Annotated in this window: 14 protein-coding genes; 7 read left to right on the plus strand and 7 right to left on the minus strand. The window is 58.3% G+C overall.

What is annotated here, in order from left to right; all coding sequences use genetic code 11:
• Positions 1–114: 114 nt before the first annotated feature.
• From C1A35_RS32440 to repC, 4 genes are all read left to right on the plus strand, one after another.
• The gene (locus tag C1A35_RS32440; RefSeq protein WP_158665223.1) at positions 115–1692 is read left to right on the plus strand and encodes a chromosome partitioning protein ParB; all 1578 of its coding nucleotides are present in this window, start codon (positions 115–117) and stop codon (positions 1690–1692) included.
• A 527-nt stretch (positions 1693–2219) separates the two neighbouring features.
• The gene (repA, locus tag C1A35_RS32445) at positions 2220–3437 is read left to right on the plus strand and encodes a plasmid partitioning protein RepA (protein ID WP_104668357.1); all 1218 of its coding nucleotides are present in this window, start codon (positions 2220–2222) and stop codon (positions 3435–3437) included.
• Complete coding sequence (gene repB, locus C1A35_RS32450) at positions 3434–4426, plus strand: plasmid partitioning protein RepB (protein WP_104668421.1); 993 nt, start codon at positions 3434–3436, stop codon at positions 4424–4426. Before repA ends, repB begins: the two co-directional genes overlap by 4 nt.
• A gap of 198 nt (positions 4427–4624) precedes the next feature.
• Positions 4625–5833, plus strand: a complete 1209-nt coding sequence (repC, locus tag C1A35_RS32455) for a plasmid replication protein RepC (protein ID WP_104668358.1) — start codon at positions 4625–4627, stop codon at positions 5831–5833.
• Between the two features lie 86 nt (positions 5834–5919).
• Here the strand turns inward: repC and C1A35_RS32460 are convergent, their stop codons facing one another.
• The 4 genes from C1A35_RS32460 to C1A35_RS32475 all read right to left on the minus strand — a co-directional run bounded on the left by C1A35_RS32460 (position 5920) and on the right by C1A35_RS32475 (position 10562).
• On the minus strand, positions 5920–6339 hold the full coding sequence (locus C1A35_RS32460) for a DUF5615 family PIN-like protein (RefSeq protein WP_104668359.1): 420 nt from the start codon (positions 6337–6339) through the stop codon (positions 5920–5922).
• Positions 6336–6989 (minus strand): DUF433 domain-containing protein, encoded by a 654-nt coding sequence (locus C1A35_RS32465; protein ID WP_104668422.1) that lies wholly within the window; start codon positions 6987–6989, stop codon positions 6336–6338. Before C1A35_RS32465 ends, C1A35_RS32460 begins: the two co-directional genes overlap by 4 nt.
• 136 nt (positions 6990–7125) lie before the next feature.
• Positions 7126–8289 (minus strand): hypothetical protein, encoded by a 1164-nt coding sequence (locus tag C1A35_RS32470; protein WP_104668360.1) that lies wholly within the window; start codon positions 8287–8289, stop codon positions 7126–7128.
• A gap of 2 nt (positions 8290–8291) precedes the next feature.
• Positions 8292–10562, minus strand: a complete 2271-nt coding sequence (locus tag C1A35_RS32475; protein WP_104668361.1) for an argonaute/piwi family protein — start codon at positions 10560–10562, stop codon at positions 8292–8294.
• A gap of 111 nt (positions 10563–10673) precedes the next feature.
• Here C1A35_RS32475 and C1A35_RS32480 point away from each other — a divergent pair, with 111 nt between their 5' ends.
• Positions 10674–11303: a hypothetical protein gene (locus C1A35_RS32480; RefSeq protein ID WP_104668362.1), complete on the plus strand. Its 630-nt coding sequence runs from the start codon at positions 10674–10676 to the stop codon at positions 11301–11303.
• Between the two features lie 56 nt (positions 11304–11359).
• Positions 11360–12514: a hypothetical protein gene (locus C1A35_RS32485; protein WP_104668423.1), complete on the plus strand. Its 1155-nt coding sequence runs from the start codon at positions 11360–11362 to the stop codon at positions 12512–12514.
• 165 nt (positions 12515–12679) lie between these two features.
• Here the strand turns inward: C1A35_RS32485 and C1A35_RS32490 are convergent, their stop codons facing one another.
• Positions 12680–14092, minus strand: a complete 1413-nt coding sequence (locus tag C1A35_RS32490) for a hypothetical protein (protein WP_104668363.1) — start codon at positions 14090–14092, stop codon at positions 12680–12682.
• Positions 14093–14196: 104 nt separating this feature from the next.
• Positions 14197–14448: an Arc family DNA-binding protein gene (locus tag C1A35_RS32495; RefSeq protein WP_104668364.1), complete on the minus strand. Its 252-nt coding sequence runs from the start codon at positions 14446–14448 to the stop codon at positions 14197–14199.
• 301 nt (positions 14449–14749) lie between these two features.
• Between C1A35_RS32495 and C1A35_RS32500 the strand changes: the two genes are divergently transcribed.
• Entirely contained in the window at positions 14750–15640 is an 891-nt protein-coding gene (locus C1A35_RS32500) for a LysR family transcriptional regulator (RefSeq protein ID WP_104668365.1), read from the plus strand.
• A gap of 7 nt (positions 15641–15647) precedes the next feature.
• On the opposite strand, the gene C1A35_RS32505 is transcribed toward C1A35_RS32500, so the two are convergent.
• The gene (locus C1A35_RS32505) at positions 15648–16682 is read right to left on the minus strand and encodes an EamA family transporter (RefSeq protein WP_104668366.1); all 1035 of its coding nucleotides are present in this window, start codon (positions 16680–16682) and stop codon (positions 15648–15650) included.
• Positions 16683–16890 lie beyond the last annotated feature (208 nt).

A 16890-nucleotide genomic window follows, 5' to 3' on the forward strand; every position in this document is an offset into this window, starting at 1 on the left:
GAAACACCGGTCAGAGCTGAAAAGCCCCCACGATCAGTATCTTCCAGCTAAAAGGACACTTGACGCATAACCTAAGACATGCATCCGGTTGACCAGTATGAGGCGTTCCGGATCATGGCTGACGACGGCAAGCCTCTTGCCGATATCGCTGCCCGCTACGGCACCACCGAGACAACGGTCCGCAAACGCCTTGCCCTTGCCCGCGTGTCCCCTGCCCTTCTGGAACTCTACCGCAACGAGGAAATGACCTACGATCAGCTCACGGCCTTCACTCTCAGTGACGATCATCGGCGACAGGAAGAGGTGTGGAACGCCCTGCCCTCCTGGAACCGAACCGGACACGCGGTCAGGAATGCGCTGCGCGAGGAAGCCATTCCCGCGACGGACAAGCGGATCCGTTTCATCGGTGGCCTTGACGCCTATAAAGCTATGGGAGGCGATGTCAGGCGCGATCTCTTCGATGAGCGCAGCCAAGGCCATGCACTGGACGTAGCGCTGGTCGAAAAGCTCGTCGCGGAGAAGATGGAAGCCCTTGCCGCCATCGTTCGCGCCGACGGTTGGGCATGGGTGGAGATCAAGTCCGAGATGGATTGGCACGGCATGCGCGGCTATGGGCGGGTCTATCCGGTCGAGGTCGAGCGTTCCGATGCCGCGACCAAAGAACTGGAGACGCTCCGCCAAGAGCAGGAGGACATTGAAAGCCTGATCGAAAACGACGGTGGTGACGAAGGCACGGAGGCACGCCTTGCTGAAATCGCCTCCCGCATCGACGCGATCGATCGCGAAGTTTACGCCCCTGCCGATCTTGAACGTGCGGGAGTTCTGATTACGCTCGATTACACGGGCGAGCCCGCTTTCCATCGCGGTTACCTCAAGCCGGAGCCAGCTCCGGTGCCTCTCAATGGCAAAGCAGAACCGGACAATCAGGATGGCGGTGAGCCCGGGACAGTCGTGGACGGGCCGACAGCGCCTGTTCTGACGCACTCCGTGACGCTTGTTGAAGACCTGACCGCGCAGCGCACCGCCGCTCTTCGATTGGAGATCGCCAACAACCACCGCGTGGCGCTCGCAAGCGTCGTGCATTCACTGCTGTTGCAGACGCTGTTGCCGCATTCGCGCTATCACTCGTGCCTCGATATCGTTCTGACGACGAAGAACCTGCCTGCGCTCATGAGGGCCCCTGAGAACAATCTGGCCCTTGCGGGGATCGAGGAGCTTCGGGAGCGGTATGGCTATGAGGTGCCGGGTAACCCAGCCGATATGTTCGAATGGTGCCTTGATCGCAGGGAAGACGAACTCCTCGCCCTCCTGGCCTATGCCGCCGCCCAGTCAATTGATGCCGTCAAGGACAAGTACGATCATCGCAAGCACGAGCGCGTCCACTCGGAAGCGCTTGCCGTCGCTGCCGGCCTCGACATCGGCGCCTATTTCGAGCCGACGGCCGAGAGCTACTTCAACCACATCACGCGCGACGGCATTGAGGCCGCAGTCAGCGAGGCCAAGGGTACCGACGCCGCGAGAGGGATCGCCCGCATGAAGAAGGGCGAGGCAGCGGCCTATGCCGAGGCGCAGGTCAAGGGCACCGGGTGGCTGCCATCACCGATCCGTCCGGCCTCCGTGGTGGTTCAGGTCAATGTTCCCGAGGCGGATGCAATCGGCGTGGACAACGTGCTCTGCGAGGCTGCCGAGTAGCTTCCGTTTGTCTCCGGATGGCCGCGCAGTCATGCGCGGCCGATGGTCATTTTTTCGCGGCGGGGAGGGCGGCCGCCCGGATCGACCGGGCGGCCGCCCTGGGAAAGGGTGAAGCCCTCTCCCGCTCTCCCGAAGCGATGTTTCCCTCGTCAGACAACGCACCCATCCCCCTCGAATGCGATAGATGTTCTTCGCTCAAGGACGATGGAATGCCGCAGCATCGGCTTTGCTTTTCCACTGCGCGAACGGTCGGATCCGGTCCCTGAGACATGCGATCGACCGCGACTCAAGCTATGGTGAGTCGGCAGGAGTGCAATCGATTCTCCCGATCACGGACAGGAACGGCGGATTTAGCTGAGTAAGTCAGGCAATTATTGTCAGCTGACAACCAAGTTAAGCCATTGAAAAAAAGTAATAAATTAGGATGGCCACAACCGTTAATTTCGGTTAACCAAAAACTCCTTGACCCGAACGCGCGTTTGAAGATCATTTGCGGAAACTTCAATGAATTACTGGAATTTGCGTGAATGGCGACGAAAGCTGCGATTGTTGAAAGCAAAGAGAAGCGCGCGCGTTTTTCAATCGACGAGACGATAGCGGACGACTCAGGCCTGCTGAGCGGTCAGCTGCAGGTTCTGTTCGAAAAGCTCTTCTCTCCAAATGCCAAGAAAACGCTCCGCCGCTTCAGCAGCACCGAAGCGGCAAGGCTCTTAGGCGTCACGGACAGCTACGTTCGCCACATCGCCTCGCAGGAAGAGGCTGTGACCTCCGAAAAAACGGCGGGGGGCAGGCGGACCTTTTCCCTGGATGAAGTCAACACCATCCGACAGCTGCTCGGGCGAACGAAACCCTCCTATCTGCCCGGTCGCCGCGAAGGCGACCACCTTCAGGTGATCGCTGTCACCAACTTCAAGGGCGGTTCGGGCAAGACGACCACAGCGACGCATCTGGCGCAGTACCTCGCCTTGCGCGGTTACCGCGTGCTTGCGGCCGACCTCGATCCCCAGGCTTCCATGTCCGCCATGCTCGGCTTCCAGCCGGAGTTCGACGTCGGTGAGAACGAGACGCTCTATGGCGCCATCCGCTATGACGCCGAGCGACGCCCGGTGACCGACGTGGTGCGCCAGACCTACTTTGCCGGCCTCGACCTGATCCCGGGTAACCTGGAACTGCACGAGTTCGAGCACGATACGCCACGGGCGCTCGCATCAAGGGAGGCCGCGGACACCGACATGTTCTTTATGCGCGTCGGAAACGCCTTGATGGACCTGCAGGACCGTTATGATGTCGTGGTGATCGACTGCCCGCCCACACTCGGCTTCCTGACGCTTTCGGCCCTTTGCGCGGCGACTTCGGTCCTGATTACCGTTCACCCGCAGATGCTCGACGTCGCGTCGATGAACCAGTTCCTTTCGATGACCTCTGATCTCTTGAGCGTCGTGAAAGGGGCTGGAGGTAATCTGGATTACGACTGGATGCGTTACCTGGTAACCCGGCATGAACCCAATGACGGCCCACAGGCCCAGATCGTCGCGTTTCTCAGAAGCCTGTTCGGAGAACGCGTGTTGACATCGATGATGGTGAAATCGACTGCCGTCTCCGATGCGGGCCTTTCCAAGCAGACGATCTACGAGGCCGGACGGGAAACGATGAACCGGCAGACCTACGACAGGGCCGTTGAGGCGATGGACAGCGTCAATTCCGAAGTGGACGCGCTTATTCGAGCATCATGGGGTCGGGCATGAAGGGCAGGGACATCCTCAAGGGCATGGTGAACTCCGCCGAGCACGCCAAGGCTGAAGCACCACATACGGTCGTGCCTCACAAGCCGGCTGGCGCCGTTCGCGCCATGAACCTGTCGCTCGGGCGTCTGAACGAGGAGGCTGCAGCCGCGCGTGAGCTACGGGATGCGATCGCAGCCGGCGACAAGGTCATCGAGCTCGATCCGGCGCTCATCGAAGTCGCCTTCATTCGCGATCGCATACCACTTGAAGCCGATCCGCAGTTCGACGAACTGAAGGCTTCGATTTCAGCAAACGGTCAGCAGGTGCCGATCCTCGTTCGGCCGCATCCCGACAAGCCGAACCAGTATCAGGCAGCCTATGGTCACCGACGCCTGCGCGCATCGGCAGACCTTGCCCGCCCTGTTAAAGCCATCGTCCGCAACCTGACGGACGAACAGGTCATTCTCGCCCAGGGACAAGAGAACGGACCCCGTGTCGATCTCAGCTTCATCGAGCGCGCGCTCTTTGCGCGGCGCATGGAAGAACACGGGTTTGATCGGGAAACTATTTCTAAGGCCCTGTCCGTCGACAAGCCCGAGACGTCCCGTTTGCTGCAGGTTGCCGAAAGTGTCAGCACCGAGATCATCCTTGCGATCGGGCCGGCGCCCAAGATCGGGCGGCCGCGCTGGCTCGCCTTTGCCGACCGGCTGAAAGACGGCGCGTCAGCCAAACGGGCTCAAAAGGAGATCCAGGTTGCCGACTTCCAGGGTGACGAGACCAACAAACGGTTCGACCGCCTCTGGAAGGCGATGACGTCGACGGAAAAGAAATCCAGGGCCGTCGAATCGATACGGACAAAAAGGGGCATTGCGCTCGCCTCGATCGAGCGCAATGTCCGTGGTTCGAAGATTACGGTGACATCGCCAGAGTTCGCAGAATTCCTGTCCTCGCGCATGCCTCAATTCGTGGCGATGTTCGAAGAGGAAAAGCGAGGAAAAACAGAAGAGTAATTGGATTGTCAGCTGACAATCCGAAGAAATCGGAGATCTAGAACCGCAAAAGAAAAAGGCCCCCAAACGTTTCCGTCGTGGAAGCCTCTCTCATATCTGTAGCAAGATCGAGAATCGCATTTCCACGAATCCCCGTCAAGAGTCTTGGCACCGTTTTTGGTGAGCGGATTTCTTTTGCCTTCGAAGAGGTGAAGGAAAATGCAGAGTGGAAGTGTGACGACGCCCTTCGGGCGGCGGTCGATTTCGCTTGCCCTTGTGAGAGGGCAGATGCGGACGGCCGAAATCAGCGCCGGCAAGACCGTCGACAAGTGGAAGGTGTTCCGCGATGCCTGCGAGGCGAGGGCGGTCCTTGGCGTCCAGGATCGGGCGCTCGCCGTGCTCGACGCGCTGTTGACTTTCTATCCGGAAAGCGAGCTTTCCGAAGAACGTGGCCTTGTCGTCTTCCCGTCGAACGACCAGCTGTCTGTTCGCGCCCATGGCATTGCCGGCACGACCTTGCGCCGGCACCTGGCGGCTCTGGTCGAGGCCGGGTTGATCCAGCGAAAGGACAGCGCCAATGGCAAGCGCTATGCGCGCAAGGGCAGTGCGGGCACGATCGAGGAAGCTTTTGGCTTCAGCCTGGCGCCGTTGCTTGCGCGCGCCGAGGAACTTGCGCACCTGGCGCAAAAGGTTGCTGCCGAGCGCAGGCGCTTCCGCGCAATGAAGGAAACCCTGTCGATCTGCCGGCGCGACGTCCGCAAGCTGCTCACCGCTGCAATGGAAGAGGGGGCTGCCGGCGATTGGGGACGCATCGAGGATATGTTCCTCGAGCTGACCGGCCGCATTCCCCGCACGCCGACGGCTGTGGATATAGAGCCGATCCTCGACGAAATGCAAATGTTGCGCGACGAGATCATCAACCAGCTGGAAATTCAGGAAAATTCCGAAAATGTGGATAGCAATGCTGTCCAAAACGGATGCCACATACAGAATTCAAATACCGAATCCATCAATGAACTTGAACTTAGCTCTCGAAAAGAGCAGGGGGCGAAGCCGAGCCCGGACATCCGGCCGATGCGAGAGCCGACAAAGGCGTTTCCGTTGGGCATGGTGCTGCAGGCCTGCCCGGAGATCCGCGACTACGGACCAAACGGCGCGATCGAGAGCTGGCGTGACCTGCTGTCGGCCGCCGTTGTGGTTCGATCGATGCTCGGTGTCAGTCCGAGCGCCTATGAGGAGGCTTGCGGGATCCTTGGGGCGGAGAATGCGGCTGCCGTCATGGGATACATTCTTGAAAGGGCAGGGCACATCAATTCGGCCGGCGGCTATCTGCGTGATTTGACACGAAGGGCCGAGCGCGGTGAGTTTTCGCTCGGGCCGATGCTGATGGCGCTGATGCGGCAGTCACCTGGCCTCAAGGCGTCCTGAGGATGCGCTGGGGAAGAGCGAAAGGAGCAAAAGCGGCGGCCCGTGCAGTCGAAATGATCGGTCGAGGGATGCTGGCCCCCAACCGTTCATATCTCCGCTGGCATGAAGTAGCGGCGCACGTGGATGGTATCGTCATCTTCTGCCGTGACTTCCAGGACCTGGTTGATCAGGTCTCCGTCGGATCCGATCTCGGTGAGTGCCTCGTCGAACAGTTCGAGCTGCATGTCGAGATCCATCCCGGGCGGGCCATTGAGACATACCAGGCCGGCATGGATCGCGACTGCTGCGTACTGACCCTTGGACCCTGGTGCTTCCTTTGGGCCGCGAAAATCGACAGAGTTCTTGGTAACAAATGTCCAGTCACCGTCCACGATTATCGGCGTGAGCTCCCAGTCCTTTCGACCGGACAAACCTCTCCAGTGGAGGTGACTGCTTTCTTCGTAGCCGCATCGTTTCGCGAGTCCGGCAAGCTCCGGGCTCAGGCACTCATCGATCAGGAACTTCATCCTGCCTTCCTGCGGCGGGCAACCCGTCGGTCCGTGACAATACGGGCGCCTTCGGGCATCTCACCCATTGAGCGTGGACGACCGCGGGCGGGGTTTGCTTCAGCGTAAATCGAAGCAAGCCGGACCTCGCGTTCGCCAAGACCAGGGTAGGCGGCCAGGATGCGTTCCTGGGGAACGCCCGCTGCCACAGAAGCGGCGACGTCGTAGACAGGAATGCGCGTTCCTCGAATAACCGGAGTTCCGCTCAGCACGTCGTCTGACACCGTGACCATCCCTCGCGCAGCGTCAAGCTCGTCAACGCGCTCAGCTACACTGCGCACGAACGGGCCGAGATCGATGGTGAGAAATTCATCGCGAACGGTCCAATCCTGACCGAGCAGCACAGACCAGTCTCGAACAGGATTGCGACGAAGCCTCTTAACGGCTTCGTCGATCGTGTTCATCCGCTCCTCTGCCGTCAGTCGCTTGGCGCTATCGAAATAGAATGCAATCATCCAGCACGCGACCGCACTTACGTGCCGCCCATTGTCGAGCGAAACGAACGAATCCGGGATGATATGCTCGTCTATAACGCGGTTAACTTCTCGAAGGCTGACACGTGAGACCATAGCGGCCTCGCTCGCCTTCAGCATTTCTGCGACAGCAGTCATGTCGGCCTCCATTTAAATGTTCCGATCTGTCGGAATATATAATCGCCGGCCGCGAATTTCAAATTGTTTCGAATTTCTGCAAGATGTGGCGTATTCTGCCCCACCGTCGTAACTGGCCACGTGAACGGGTAGTTGGTTAACTTCGTCGACCCATCCGGCCAGGCCGGGACACCACCACCGCGGCTTCTACTCCTTTGAGCTTCTCGAGGCCGGACTGCAGTTCGTGATGCTGTTCTGGATGCGCAGAATCGTCCCACACGAAAGCCACGATCCTGTCGAACGCCTTTGACGTGCTGAGATAGAGAGAAGCGTCCGCCGCGACCTCATCGATGACTTTGGCAAAATCGGCTTGCGCACCGCCGCGCATGTATTTCACTTCGATCAGGGTTCTGATCGAAGGAACCGCCAGGTCAACTCTGGGCCTTTTATGTCCAATCGAAGGGAGGTTCTCCTCGTCTTCTAGATCCGGAAAGATCGGTGCGAGGATTGTCCAAAGTAGCGCCTGCACATGATACTCGTTCTCAACGTGCCACACTGCGATTTTCGACCGAGGGGTACGAGGTTTGGTTTCGAACGCCCAGTGTTTCATAGCCCGAGGAATGCCGCGCAGAGCCAGCAATAGGTCATCAAATCCAGGGCTAGCAATCCGCACGTGCGACGTTCTTGCCACCACACCGTCGAACGATGCAAGACGGACAGAAAATCGGTCCAGTCCGAGATTCTGTGACGATGGAACCTGCGAGGAAAGCTGCCATGCGCCCGCTGCCAAAGCATCAGTCGGGTCTCCGATGCCGCGAAGTGACAGGGCGAATGCCAGATCGGCCGGGTCCTGAAGCATTGGCCCAGCTCCAAGTAGTTGTTTTGCCGCCGAGACGAGTCCCAACGTCCAAGGGTTGTCGGCGACTTCCAATGCCGATCGGGACAGCAGATCGATCAACCAGGTCTGATCGGGAACGTGCCTGACTACGAGCGCTATTCCCAGCAAAGCAATTCCATCGATCTCCACGCGCAACGGCCGACCAGCGCTGAAAAACCTACGTCCGGAAAACCGCTGAATCTCGCTTAGCAGCACATTGTCCTGAGCGTCTGTCAGGAGGCCGCACGCCTTGCCATAGCCAAGCGCTGCGATTTGTTCAGGGAGCAAGTTATTCTCATAGGCACCGGAGGCGGCCGAAACCTCCCGCGACAAGCCGTCGATATCGCCAAGGACCCACGCGCCAAACGCGCGCAAGTGGATTGCCGCGTCATTTGCGGCGATGGCACGTACAAGCTCCTGACGTATCGTGCTCAGATCGATCATCGTTAGAGGAACCAAGGCTTATGACCAATCGCTCCGAAGATCACGGCGTCCGGATCCCAGCCTTTCACCGAAGCCAGACCTGCAAGCCGCTCGGCGATGAGATCGGAATAGCGAATTGTTATGGGGAATGGCTCGGGTGAGAGCATCCGCCAGGAATGGGCGGAGAATGCAAACGCCTGGCGGGAGAGATAGGTCATGTCCTTGAATGTCGACCGTTGATGGAGCTTAATGAGGGCGGGCCGCGGCATCCCGTCAGTCACCTGCTTCAGTTCGGAGGCTCCCGCGAAAACAACCAGGGACTCGTAGTCACTGAGACGGATATGAAGCTGTCGCGCCGGGCCAAGGACACCTTTCTTCCCGCCTCTCGCCGCGATGCCCTTCTGCGCGTGATCGAACACCAGAAATGGATGGTCCGGGGCAATATGCAGGTACGCCGCCTTGACATCGCCCAGGCCCAGCTCGCCCGTCAGAGCGTCGATCGCCTCGACCTCCGACTCCTTGAAAGGTTTGAACGAGTGGAAAACGAGCCGAACCTTGTCTGTGCTCCTCCAGTTATCCTCGGTCCGGACGGCCTCGATAGTTCGCTTCAGCGTTTTGCGCAGTTCCTCGGGATAATGGTCGTACGGAACCGCAGCGGTTCGGTCGCTGAGCAGATAACTTCCATCGCTGGAAAACACCGTTGTAATCCCGACATGGCGCATCTGCGGGCCAAGCCGGCTTTCAGAACTGGTGCTCGAACCCAAGCCGATGACAAGCTCGTGGGCGACCGTCTGACTAGACGCTAGCAGCCATGGCGTGCCCCCGAGCTTCGCGTATGTCGCTAGGCTGAGATGGTTCATCGGAAACACGAGCTCGTTGTCCGAGAACGACATCGTCTCCAAACGTACGCTCTGAACGGGAACGTCTCGCCTGAGGAAGATAGACTTAGTGGTGTAGTAAGGGTTCGAGCTGTCGGCGAGCGACTTGAATTCTTCCTCGATCTGGACGATCGCAAGATCCCACTCGAACGCTCCGTCGCGGGCCTTGTCCAGCGCCTCGCGACTGGCGATTGCGTAGGCTTCGTCCGATGTGCCGTCGGCGAGGAAATAGTGGACCGTCGGCTTGTTGAGGCGGAAGCGCTTGATGAAGCCGTCCCCATAGCGCGCGAAGTTCTTTCCCTGCTGAATGACCTTCGGCATTCCATTCAGGAATTTCGCCACGAACTCGTCAACGCGCCCTTCGAGGCGCGCCTGACACACAACGGCGATGTTCAGTCCCTTCGGACTGAAGACCTGCTCGTCATAGGGGCCATGATCCTTCAGTCCCCGCTCCGCCCAGTCGTCCTTTCGGCTGCCGCTCGGATCGAACAGCAGGAAAGGCTTCTCGATCATCTCTCGAGGAGGAAACAGGCGTCCATTGGTGTTCAACAACGCATCTATGGCAAAGTGGGCGCCGGGAACGGCGGCAGGCTTCTTCTCTCTCAGGTACTTTACGATGCTGTCGATGTGCTCCAGTTTGCCCGGACCGGAGGCAAGGTTCTGCGAAGCCCGCTGAGATCTCTCAAGAACGCGTTCCGCGTCGCGCCCAAGGACCTTGCGCACGCATTCCTCGAAGTTTTCCTTGCGCGGTTCCAGGTAGGCCAGTTTCGCAGCCACTTTTTCATAACCCGACTCGGAATCCTCCAGCACGAGCTCTTCGCCATCAATACTGCGGACCCGGCCGACAAGCTTTCGCTTGGGCATGATCCGGTCATCGGTCAGAGGCAGTTCAACCTGGACGTATCTGCCGATGATGTGGACTCCGACATCGAGAAGGACATCGCAAGTCGCGGAGATGAAGGACTTTGCCCGGACATCGCACACGATTCCATAGATCCTTCTGCGGTCGACGGTAATATGTCGGGTATGGATCTCGGTGACGGACAGCCGCTGGAGCCAGTCCGGCAAATCGGCGTGCTCGATCAGCGGAACGCGTGCCCCGAGGAACTGCAGGGGATTGTTCGACAGGATGGGCCGCTTGCCCAGAAGCTGGATAAGCGATTCCTGCAAGAGCATCGGCCAGAAGATCTGGTGCTGTCTCAGATCAATCGTTTCCTGGACATGTCCAAGCGGGGCTGCGCCCGGCACGATCGGAATGTCGACGATGCTGTCCGCTCCGTCGCGTCTGAAGAGATGAGTGTCCCTGAAATCGTCGCGCAGCTCAGCAAGGCGCTCCTTGTCGTAGTCCTGGCGACCGACAAGAATGCTACAGTTACCTTCCAAGGAAATCGGTGCGAAATTAATCGTCAAGTCCATTGAAGTCGCCAACAGAATCAGATTCGTATATTTTGAGTCTATAGTGGCGGGAAGTCTCCGCAACCGGAAGTACTGGATTCTTCAAAGTAAATCGGCGAGCGAAAGGCCTCCATGCACAGCTATTCTGCTGCGGTCGATGACATCGTCACGATTCAGACGGGTCTCAGCAAATTCTGGAAGAACGCACATGGCCGGGCTCCATACGAAGCCGCTGCAATGCTCACCTCGGCGAGGCTCGAGCTTATGCCATCGCTCGCAGCGGCGCTGCACAAGTGGACGCCAGAAACCACGATGACGGACGGAGAACTGATCCTTGCCTGGGCAAATCTGGGCAGCCTCATGGAGAGTTCGCTTCGCCTCTTCCTTGCCGTCTATCTCACGGACTTTCTTGCCGACCAAGAAACGGTCAAGAGCCTCGATGCCGTGCATAAGACGGGCAAGAAGAAGGGTGTCATTCATGATCCGACGGAAATCTCGCTCGAGAAAATGAAGCAGTACTTTGCTAGGAAGGATTTGCTGTCGCCGCTGGATCTTGCCGCGGTCGACTACATCCATGGCCGTAGAAACGCCATTCACTCTTTTAGCAAGAAGGATCTTGGGAGCGCCCAAACGTTTGTTCAACATGTCATTCGCTTCCGGCGTCTCATTGCGGTCATGGGCCTACGATTGCCCTATCCGGACGGTTTCGAGTTCGAAGGTCACAGGCTCGCGAGGAAAGTTCTAACGGAGCTTGCGACCTAGCATTGCTGCGTTTAGGGCAATCGGGACCAGAGTCTAACGTCCGGGGGCTGCAACAGGTGCGTGACATTGAAAATGCCATGAGCTGGACGCCTATCGCAGTTCTTCCGAGCGTAGACGTCCATACGACGAAACTGGTCGGGCCCCACATCGCTCTGATCGGGTCTGCTGACGAAAGATACCAAGCCTGTGTCTCAGAAACCCCGGACCTGGGTGCGTTCCTAGCCAGCTTCACCGGAAGCCACGGCGAAACTCTACGACCAAGCCTGATCGCGACAAGCAACCTTTATCGGGACAAGCCTTCATCAAGCGCAATAGCAAGCTTCAAAGATGTGGTCGTAGCATCCGTCAGCCTTAATGCGCGCGTGCAAGCAATTCTTTCCAACAATGTCCGTGGGCCATTCTATTCCGGCTCTTTCGACATCTATCCGTGGATGATCTCCAACCGTCAGGACAGGATCATTGCGCGTACCCCGGCGCTCTCCTCCCTTCACAGACTTCAAGGATTTCGTGGCTTGGCATCGCCAGCGCTCCCGATACATCGCATCGACGATCCCCAGGTTCACGTGGACCTGTTTGCCGGGCTGTACCGCCTTTGGCAGCGCCAACACATAAACGGCGAGGACGACTGGGAGCCGCGCGCGATCCTCCGGTCGCTGAATATGGCAACGGCAGCAATGCAGCTTCCGATCACAAGTGTTGCAGAGACGATCTACGATTGGGGTAGGTGCATTTCGCTGTGGGTGAGCGCCTTCGAAATCCTTGTGCATCCGGGCGGCAACGGCCGCGCCAACCAGGACAAGGTTCTGGAGATGCTTTGGGAGATCGAATGGCTTTATAGTGCTATGAGGGACGCCGTCCATTCGATCAACTTCGGCGGGAAAAGAGGCGTCGAGCAGCGGACGCTTCCGGAATATCTCTACAACCGCCTCTACAGGCTTCGGAACGACTATCTGCACGGAAACCCCGTGGAAAGTAGGGGCTTCCAAATGGACAACGGAACCTCGGTGCTCTCGTATCCTGCTGCGCTCTACCGAATGGCGCTCGCTTCGAAGGTTCCACCGCAGGATCCCATCACATATGAAGATGTTTTTTCGAAAAGGAGGTCGGTGGAAGAATACGGCCGCTATCATCGATCGGCGTTGTTCCAGAATGATTGTGAGTGTTGCTTGATGCGTGCCATTGATCCAGACGCGATGAAAGAGGAAGCGTAAAAGCCCCCTGGCTCGCACCTTAACCACGCGCGAATTGCCGTTTCGAGTAGAAACGCTTGTGACACGCGCCAATGGCGTCCAAGTCACCAGTGTGGAGCAAGCCTGTCGGTGGGTAGCTGAAGATGCGTCGCGTAAGATTTTCAGCGGCGCGAGGCGGGCGAGTATTTATCGGTCGTTGTGTCCTACAAGCCGCCGTTTAAGGGATGAGATTGATAATTGTGCATACCCTGACGAATAGTACCCGTCGCATTCCAGGAAGCTCATAAAGAGTCGCTCGAAGATCACTTGTGCTCTCAGTCGCTCCAGAGCCAGACGTTCGATATTTTCGACTAACCGGCCATGTACGATTGCGTTGCGTGCGGCGATCATATCGTTGAGCCCGTTGAGTAGGCCTCGATCCTCCTCGTTCCATTGATCGGAAAATCGGGCTGCCATTCTTTCTACACGTTCTTGGAGGGTCAACGCGGGCGACGAGGCGAACCCGCGCTTAAGGTGGCCTGCCAATTCCTCAGCAATATCGAGGTCGTCAACCGTGCTTTTGAGCGCGGATTTGATCGGTTTCCACATTTCACGACTGACACGGTCGCGGTCGAGACCAGAAGTCTTTTCGTAAACAGACACAAGCCGTTCAATTGCCTCGACACGGTCGGTCAACTGGGCATCCAGTACGGACGTGCCAAACGAGGCGGAGTAACCCCAAGCTGCCGCGTGGAGAAGGCCACTTTGATCCCGATAGGTCGCGAGCCTCGGGATAGCTTGGGCGAGAAAGTCGTCTACGCGTCCGAAGAAATCAATACTGTCGAAGTCGCGGGCTTCCCGTCGAGGCTCTACTTCTACGTGGTGCCGCGTGGTTGTTATTGTGTCCGGGGTGGATACGTGCTCTGTCAGTGGCGTCAAGTACTGTCGGAACCTGTACATCAGCAGAACACGAACGCTGAACCACACGTGCTCAGCTGCCGCGACAAAGGCCTCAGATGGCATATCTGTGATGGGTTGAACTTCAATGCCGGGAATCTCTATCAGTTCGACTTCCTGCGAAATCCTGGAATCTTTTCGCCGATATCCGCTGGCGAGCAATCGCAGCTTCAATCCCAGGGAAGGCATGTTTCTCCACTCCCCACGCACGGACAGCGAGTCGATCAGCCGCTTTGGATAGGCGTACCAGGTGGGCGGTCTTTGAAGAAACTCGTAGATGGCAGATAGTTTGCCATTAGACATTGCATGTCTTTCCACATGGCTGTGGATCGCGAGATCGGCGAATTTCTGAACTCCGTCGCGGGCAATTGAGGCGCCACCCGCTCTTCCACTCCGACTCACGACAGCCGTGCCGAACGTTCGGTGTTCTGGCTGAGTGCCTTCCCATTTCGGCCAATCGGGGTTGTCGTAGAACTCCCACTCCAAATGCCCCGTGCTAATTGGCAAGAAGCGCCGGTAGTCATCGTCACCGCCGATCAATGACATTCGATTCCAACTTAGGAAGTGCGGATCGCGTTCAAGGATTGCAGAAAACACGGAGTCGCCGCGGTCGGTGTGAAGCAGCTTGACGGAAACGGCGGTCTCGAAATCAGGTCTTCGCATCCCATTTAGCCCTTATTCAGAAGCCCCTGCTAGTTGAGAAGGTGTTCACGCTCTGCGCCACGTAGATAATCTTCCGTAGCCCGAAGACCCGTGGGCGCGGGCAGTTACTTGGTTCTTTTCGTGTCGTCTGAAACGTGGGCTACTACCGCATCGCGCACTCGACCCAGTCGGTCACGGATATCTTCGATCTCGCTAGCAAGTCCACCGTCGGTTTCAGGCTTAAGAGAGAAGGACCTCTCGAGACGCTCAACGATTTCCGCAGTGATTGACCGCGCATTGGCGCGAGCCGCCGTCTCGATCCGCTCCTTGAGCGCCTCGGGGATGCGAAGTCTGAAATGCGGATCTTGGCGCGCCATCTTACTTCACCACACTTTTCGCTTGTATGCATGACACACCGTGTGCTATCGGTCGAAATGACGCACGGTGTGTCATGCAGAAAGGAAACGAGCGTAGGCAGCCGGTATCTAGTGTTTTCAACGTCGGCCCCTCCACCAATCACTGCTGCGGTCGCAGCCCCAAGCTGTTCGCGTTAAACGCGAGCCGCACAAGTCGCTCTATACCCCGGCGGGCCTTGCGCACGCAAATTGATAAGCTGCTCGGCGGCTTCCTTTTCCACGACCTATCAATCGTTCACCTGCCAGATAGGATGTTGCTACAATGGAACTTCGCCAACTCTCGTTCTTCGTTGCCGTGGCTGAAGAGCTGCATTTCAATCGGGCGGCAGCGCGGATGTGCATCGCTCAGCCGGCGCTGAGTGCGCACATCCAGGCGCTGGAGAAAGAGCTGGGGGTTCGGCTGCTGGATAGATCGACCAGAAGAGTGGAACTGACGCGGGCAGGGGAGGCGTTCTACGATCGGGCGGTCCGGATCATCGGCGATGTCGGACTGTCGGCCGAGGTGGCGCGCTCGGTCGCTGGCAAGGCGGCGCGCACGATCAAGATTGGAACCGTCTATCCGGCGACAATAGGGGTGTTACCGGCGTTTCTCGCCCGCATCGGCCGGAAGTTTCCCGACGTGGCGCTGCATGTAACGAGCGGCTCGACCGGCGACATCATCCGCGGATTGGAGAACGGCCAGATCAACCTTGGGTTCATCCGCCCGGTCGAAAACATCGGCTCCTTGCGCTTCTTCTCGATCGCGCACGAGCGCTATCTACTGGCAGTCGAAAAGACGAGCCCGCTGGCGCTTCGAAGCGAGATCGACATCGAGGAACTGCGGGGAGAGAAGATCATCGCCTTTTCCAGACAGAACCTCTCCTATTCCGAGCGCTATTTCTCCGAGATGTTCGAGACCCATGGCCTGACCGGCAACATCGCCTACAGCTGTGACGACACCTTCTCGCTGGTGTCGCTGGTTTCCGCCGGTCTTGGCATCGGCTTCGCACCGGAATGGACGAAGGATCTGCCGAACCGCAACTTCGAGCTTAGGCCCGTGCGCGGTGTCGATCTCAAGATCGGGCTTGGGGTTGCCTGGAACAAGGAGGATCCGACCGCGTCGCGCGACGACATCATCGACATTGCCCGGTCGCTGGCGCGACCGGGCAGGTGAGGATCCCTCAGTCTCTCAGCCTTGACGTTTCCGGGCACCATGATTTGCGGTTGCGTACCTGCTCGCGCGTGAGCCCGAGATCATCAAGCTGGCGATCGTCAAGCATCGCCAAGCGTCTCTGGGGCCATGACTTGGTTCGTCCGGCGAGCACTGTCGTCGGATCGTCGACCTTTCGCCACATGATCCCAATGGTCGCACCGACGATCAGCGCCGCTCCGAACCATTGTAGAAGCGTGAGGCGCTCGTCCAAAATGACGAACGATCCCACTACCCCGAAGACCGGGATCAGGTTGAGGAAGCTTCCGGCAACGCTTGCGGGCATGGTCCATAGTGCGCGAAGGTAGAGCCAATAGGCGAGGGCGTAGTAGAGCAGCCCTGAGATGATGAGCGTGCCAAAATCCCAGAGCGAAACCGAGGCAATGTCCGGTAGATCAGCCGAACGCAGTTCGAGCGGCCAGATTGCGCAAACCCAAGCCAGGGCCACACTTTGCTGAACGGCAACTGTAAACAATGGATCAGCGATGAGGTTGCGAGCCACGATTGAGTAGATCGCACAGCACAGCACCCCCGCGAGGATCAAAGCGGAACCCAGATTCGCTCTTATGGGGGATGGACTATCGCTCACGAGGCCGCTCACCAACAAGACGCCGCACGTGGCAACGGCGACGAGACCCACAAGCCGGCGATCGATCCGCTCCGCGAGAAACGCCCAGGCAAGACCGAGGATGAGGATAGGCTCGAAGGCCCAGAGCAAGGTCGTGACGCTCGCACTGGTCTCGGCGAGACCAAGCATACTCAGCGTGTAGGCCAATCCCGGGTTCAGAAGTCCCAAAAGTCCAATGATCGCCACTATACGGGCAGGTGGAACGGGCGATCTGGAGACGATCGCGAGCGACCAAAGCGCAATGACGCTTGGGGCAAGTTGAAAGACGAGGACTGTGATCGGGGGAAACAACGTCAGGAGTGTCTTGCTGAGGATGGTTCCAAGCGCCCAGCATAGGCACGCCCCGACGACCGCCGCACGCGACGAAAGCGAGAGCATAGCAATCTCCAAAAAAAGGTTCGAACGAGGGTCTCGAGACGCCGTGGGCTAGGCGTCGTCGTCACACCGATCGTAAGAGGGCCTCTTTTGGGGACGTTTGCTCATATCAGTTTCGACTACCGAAATGGGTTATTCAGACGACGTCGGACGGGTCTCATCCGACGTTCCGATTTCTTATACCACACCACGCCGTGAACGGACACGTGGC

It is taken from the genome of Ensifer adhaerens, assembly GCF_002940685.1.
GTDB classification, from domain to species: domain Bacteria; phylum Pseudomonadota; class Alphaproteobacteria; order Rhizobiales; family Rhizobiaceae; genus Ensifer; species Ensifer adhaerens_E.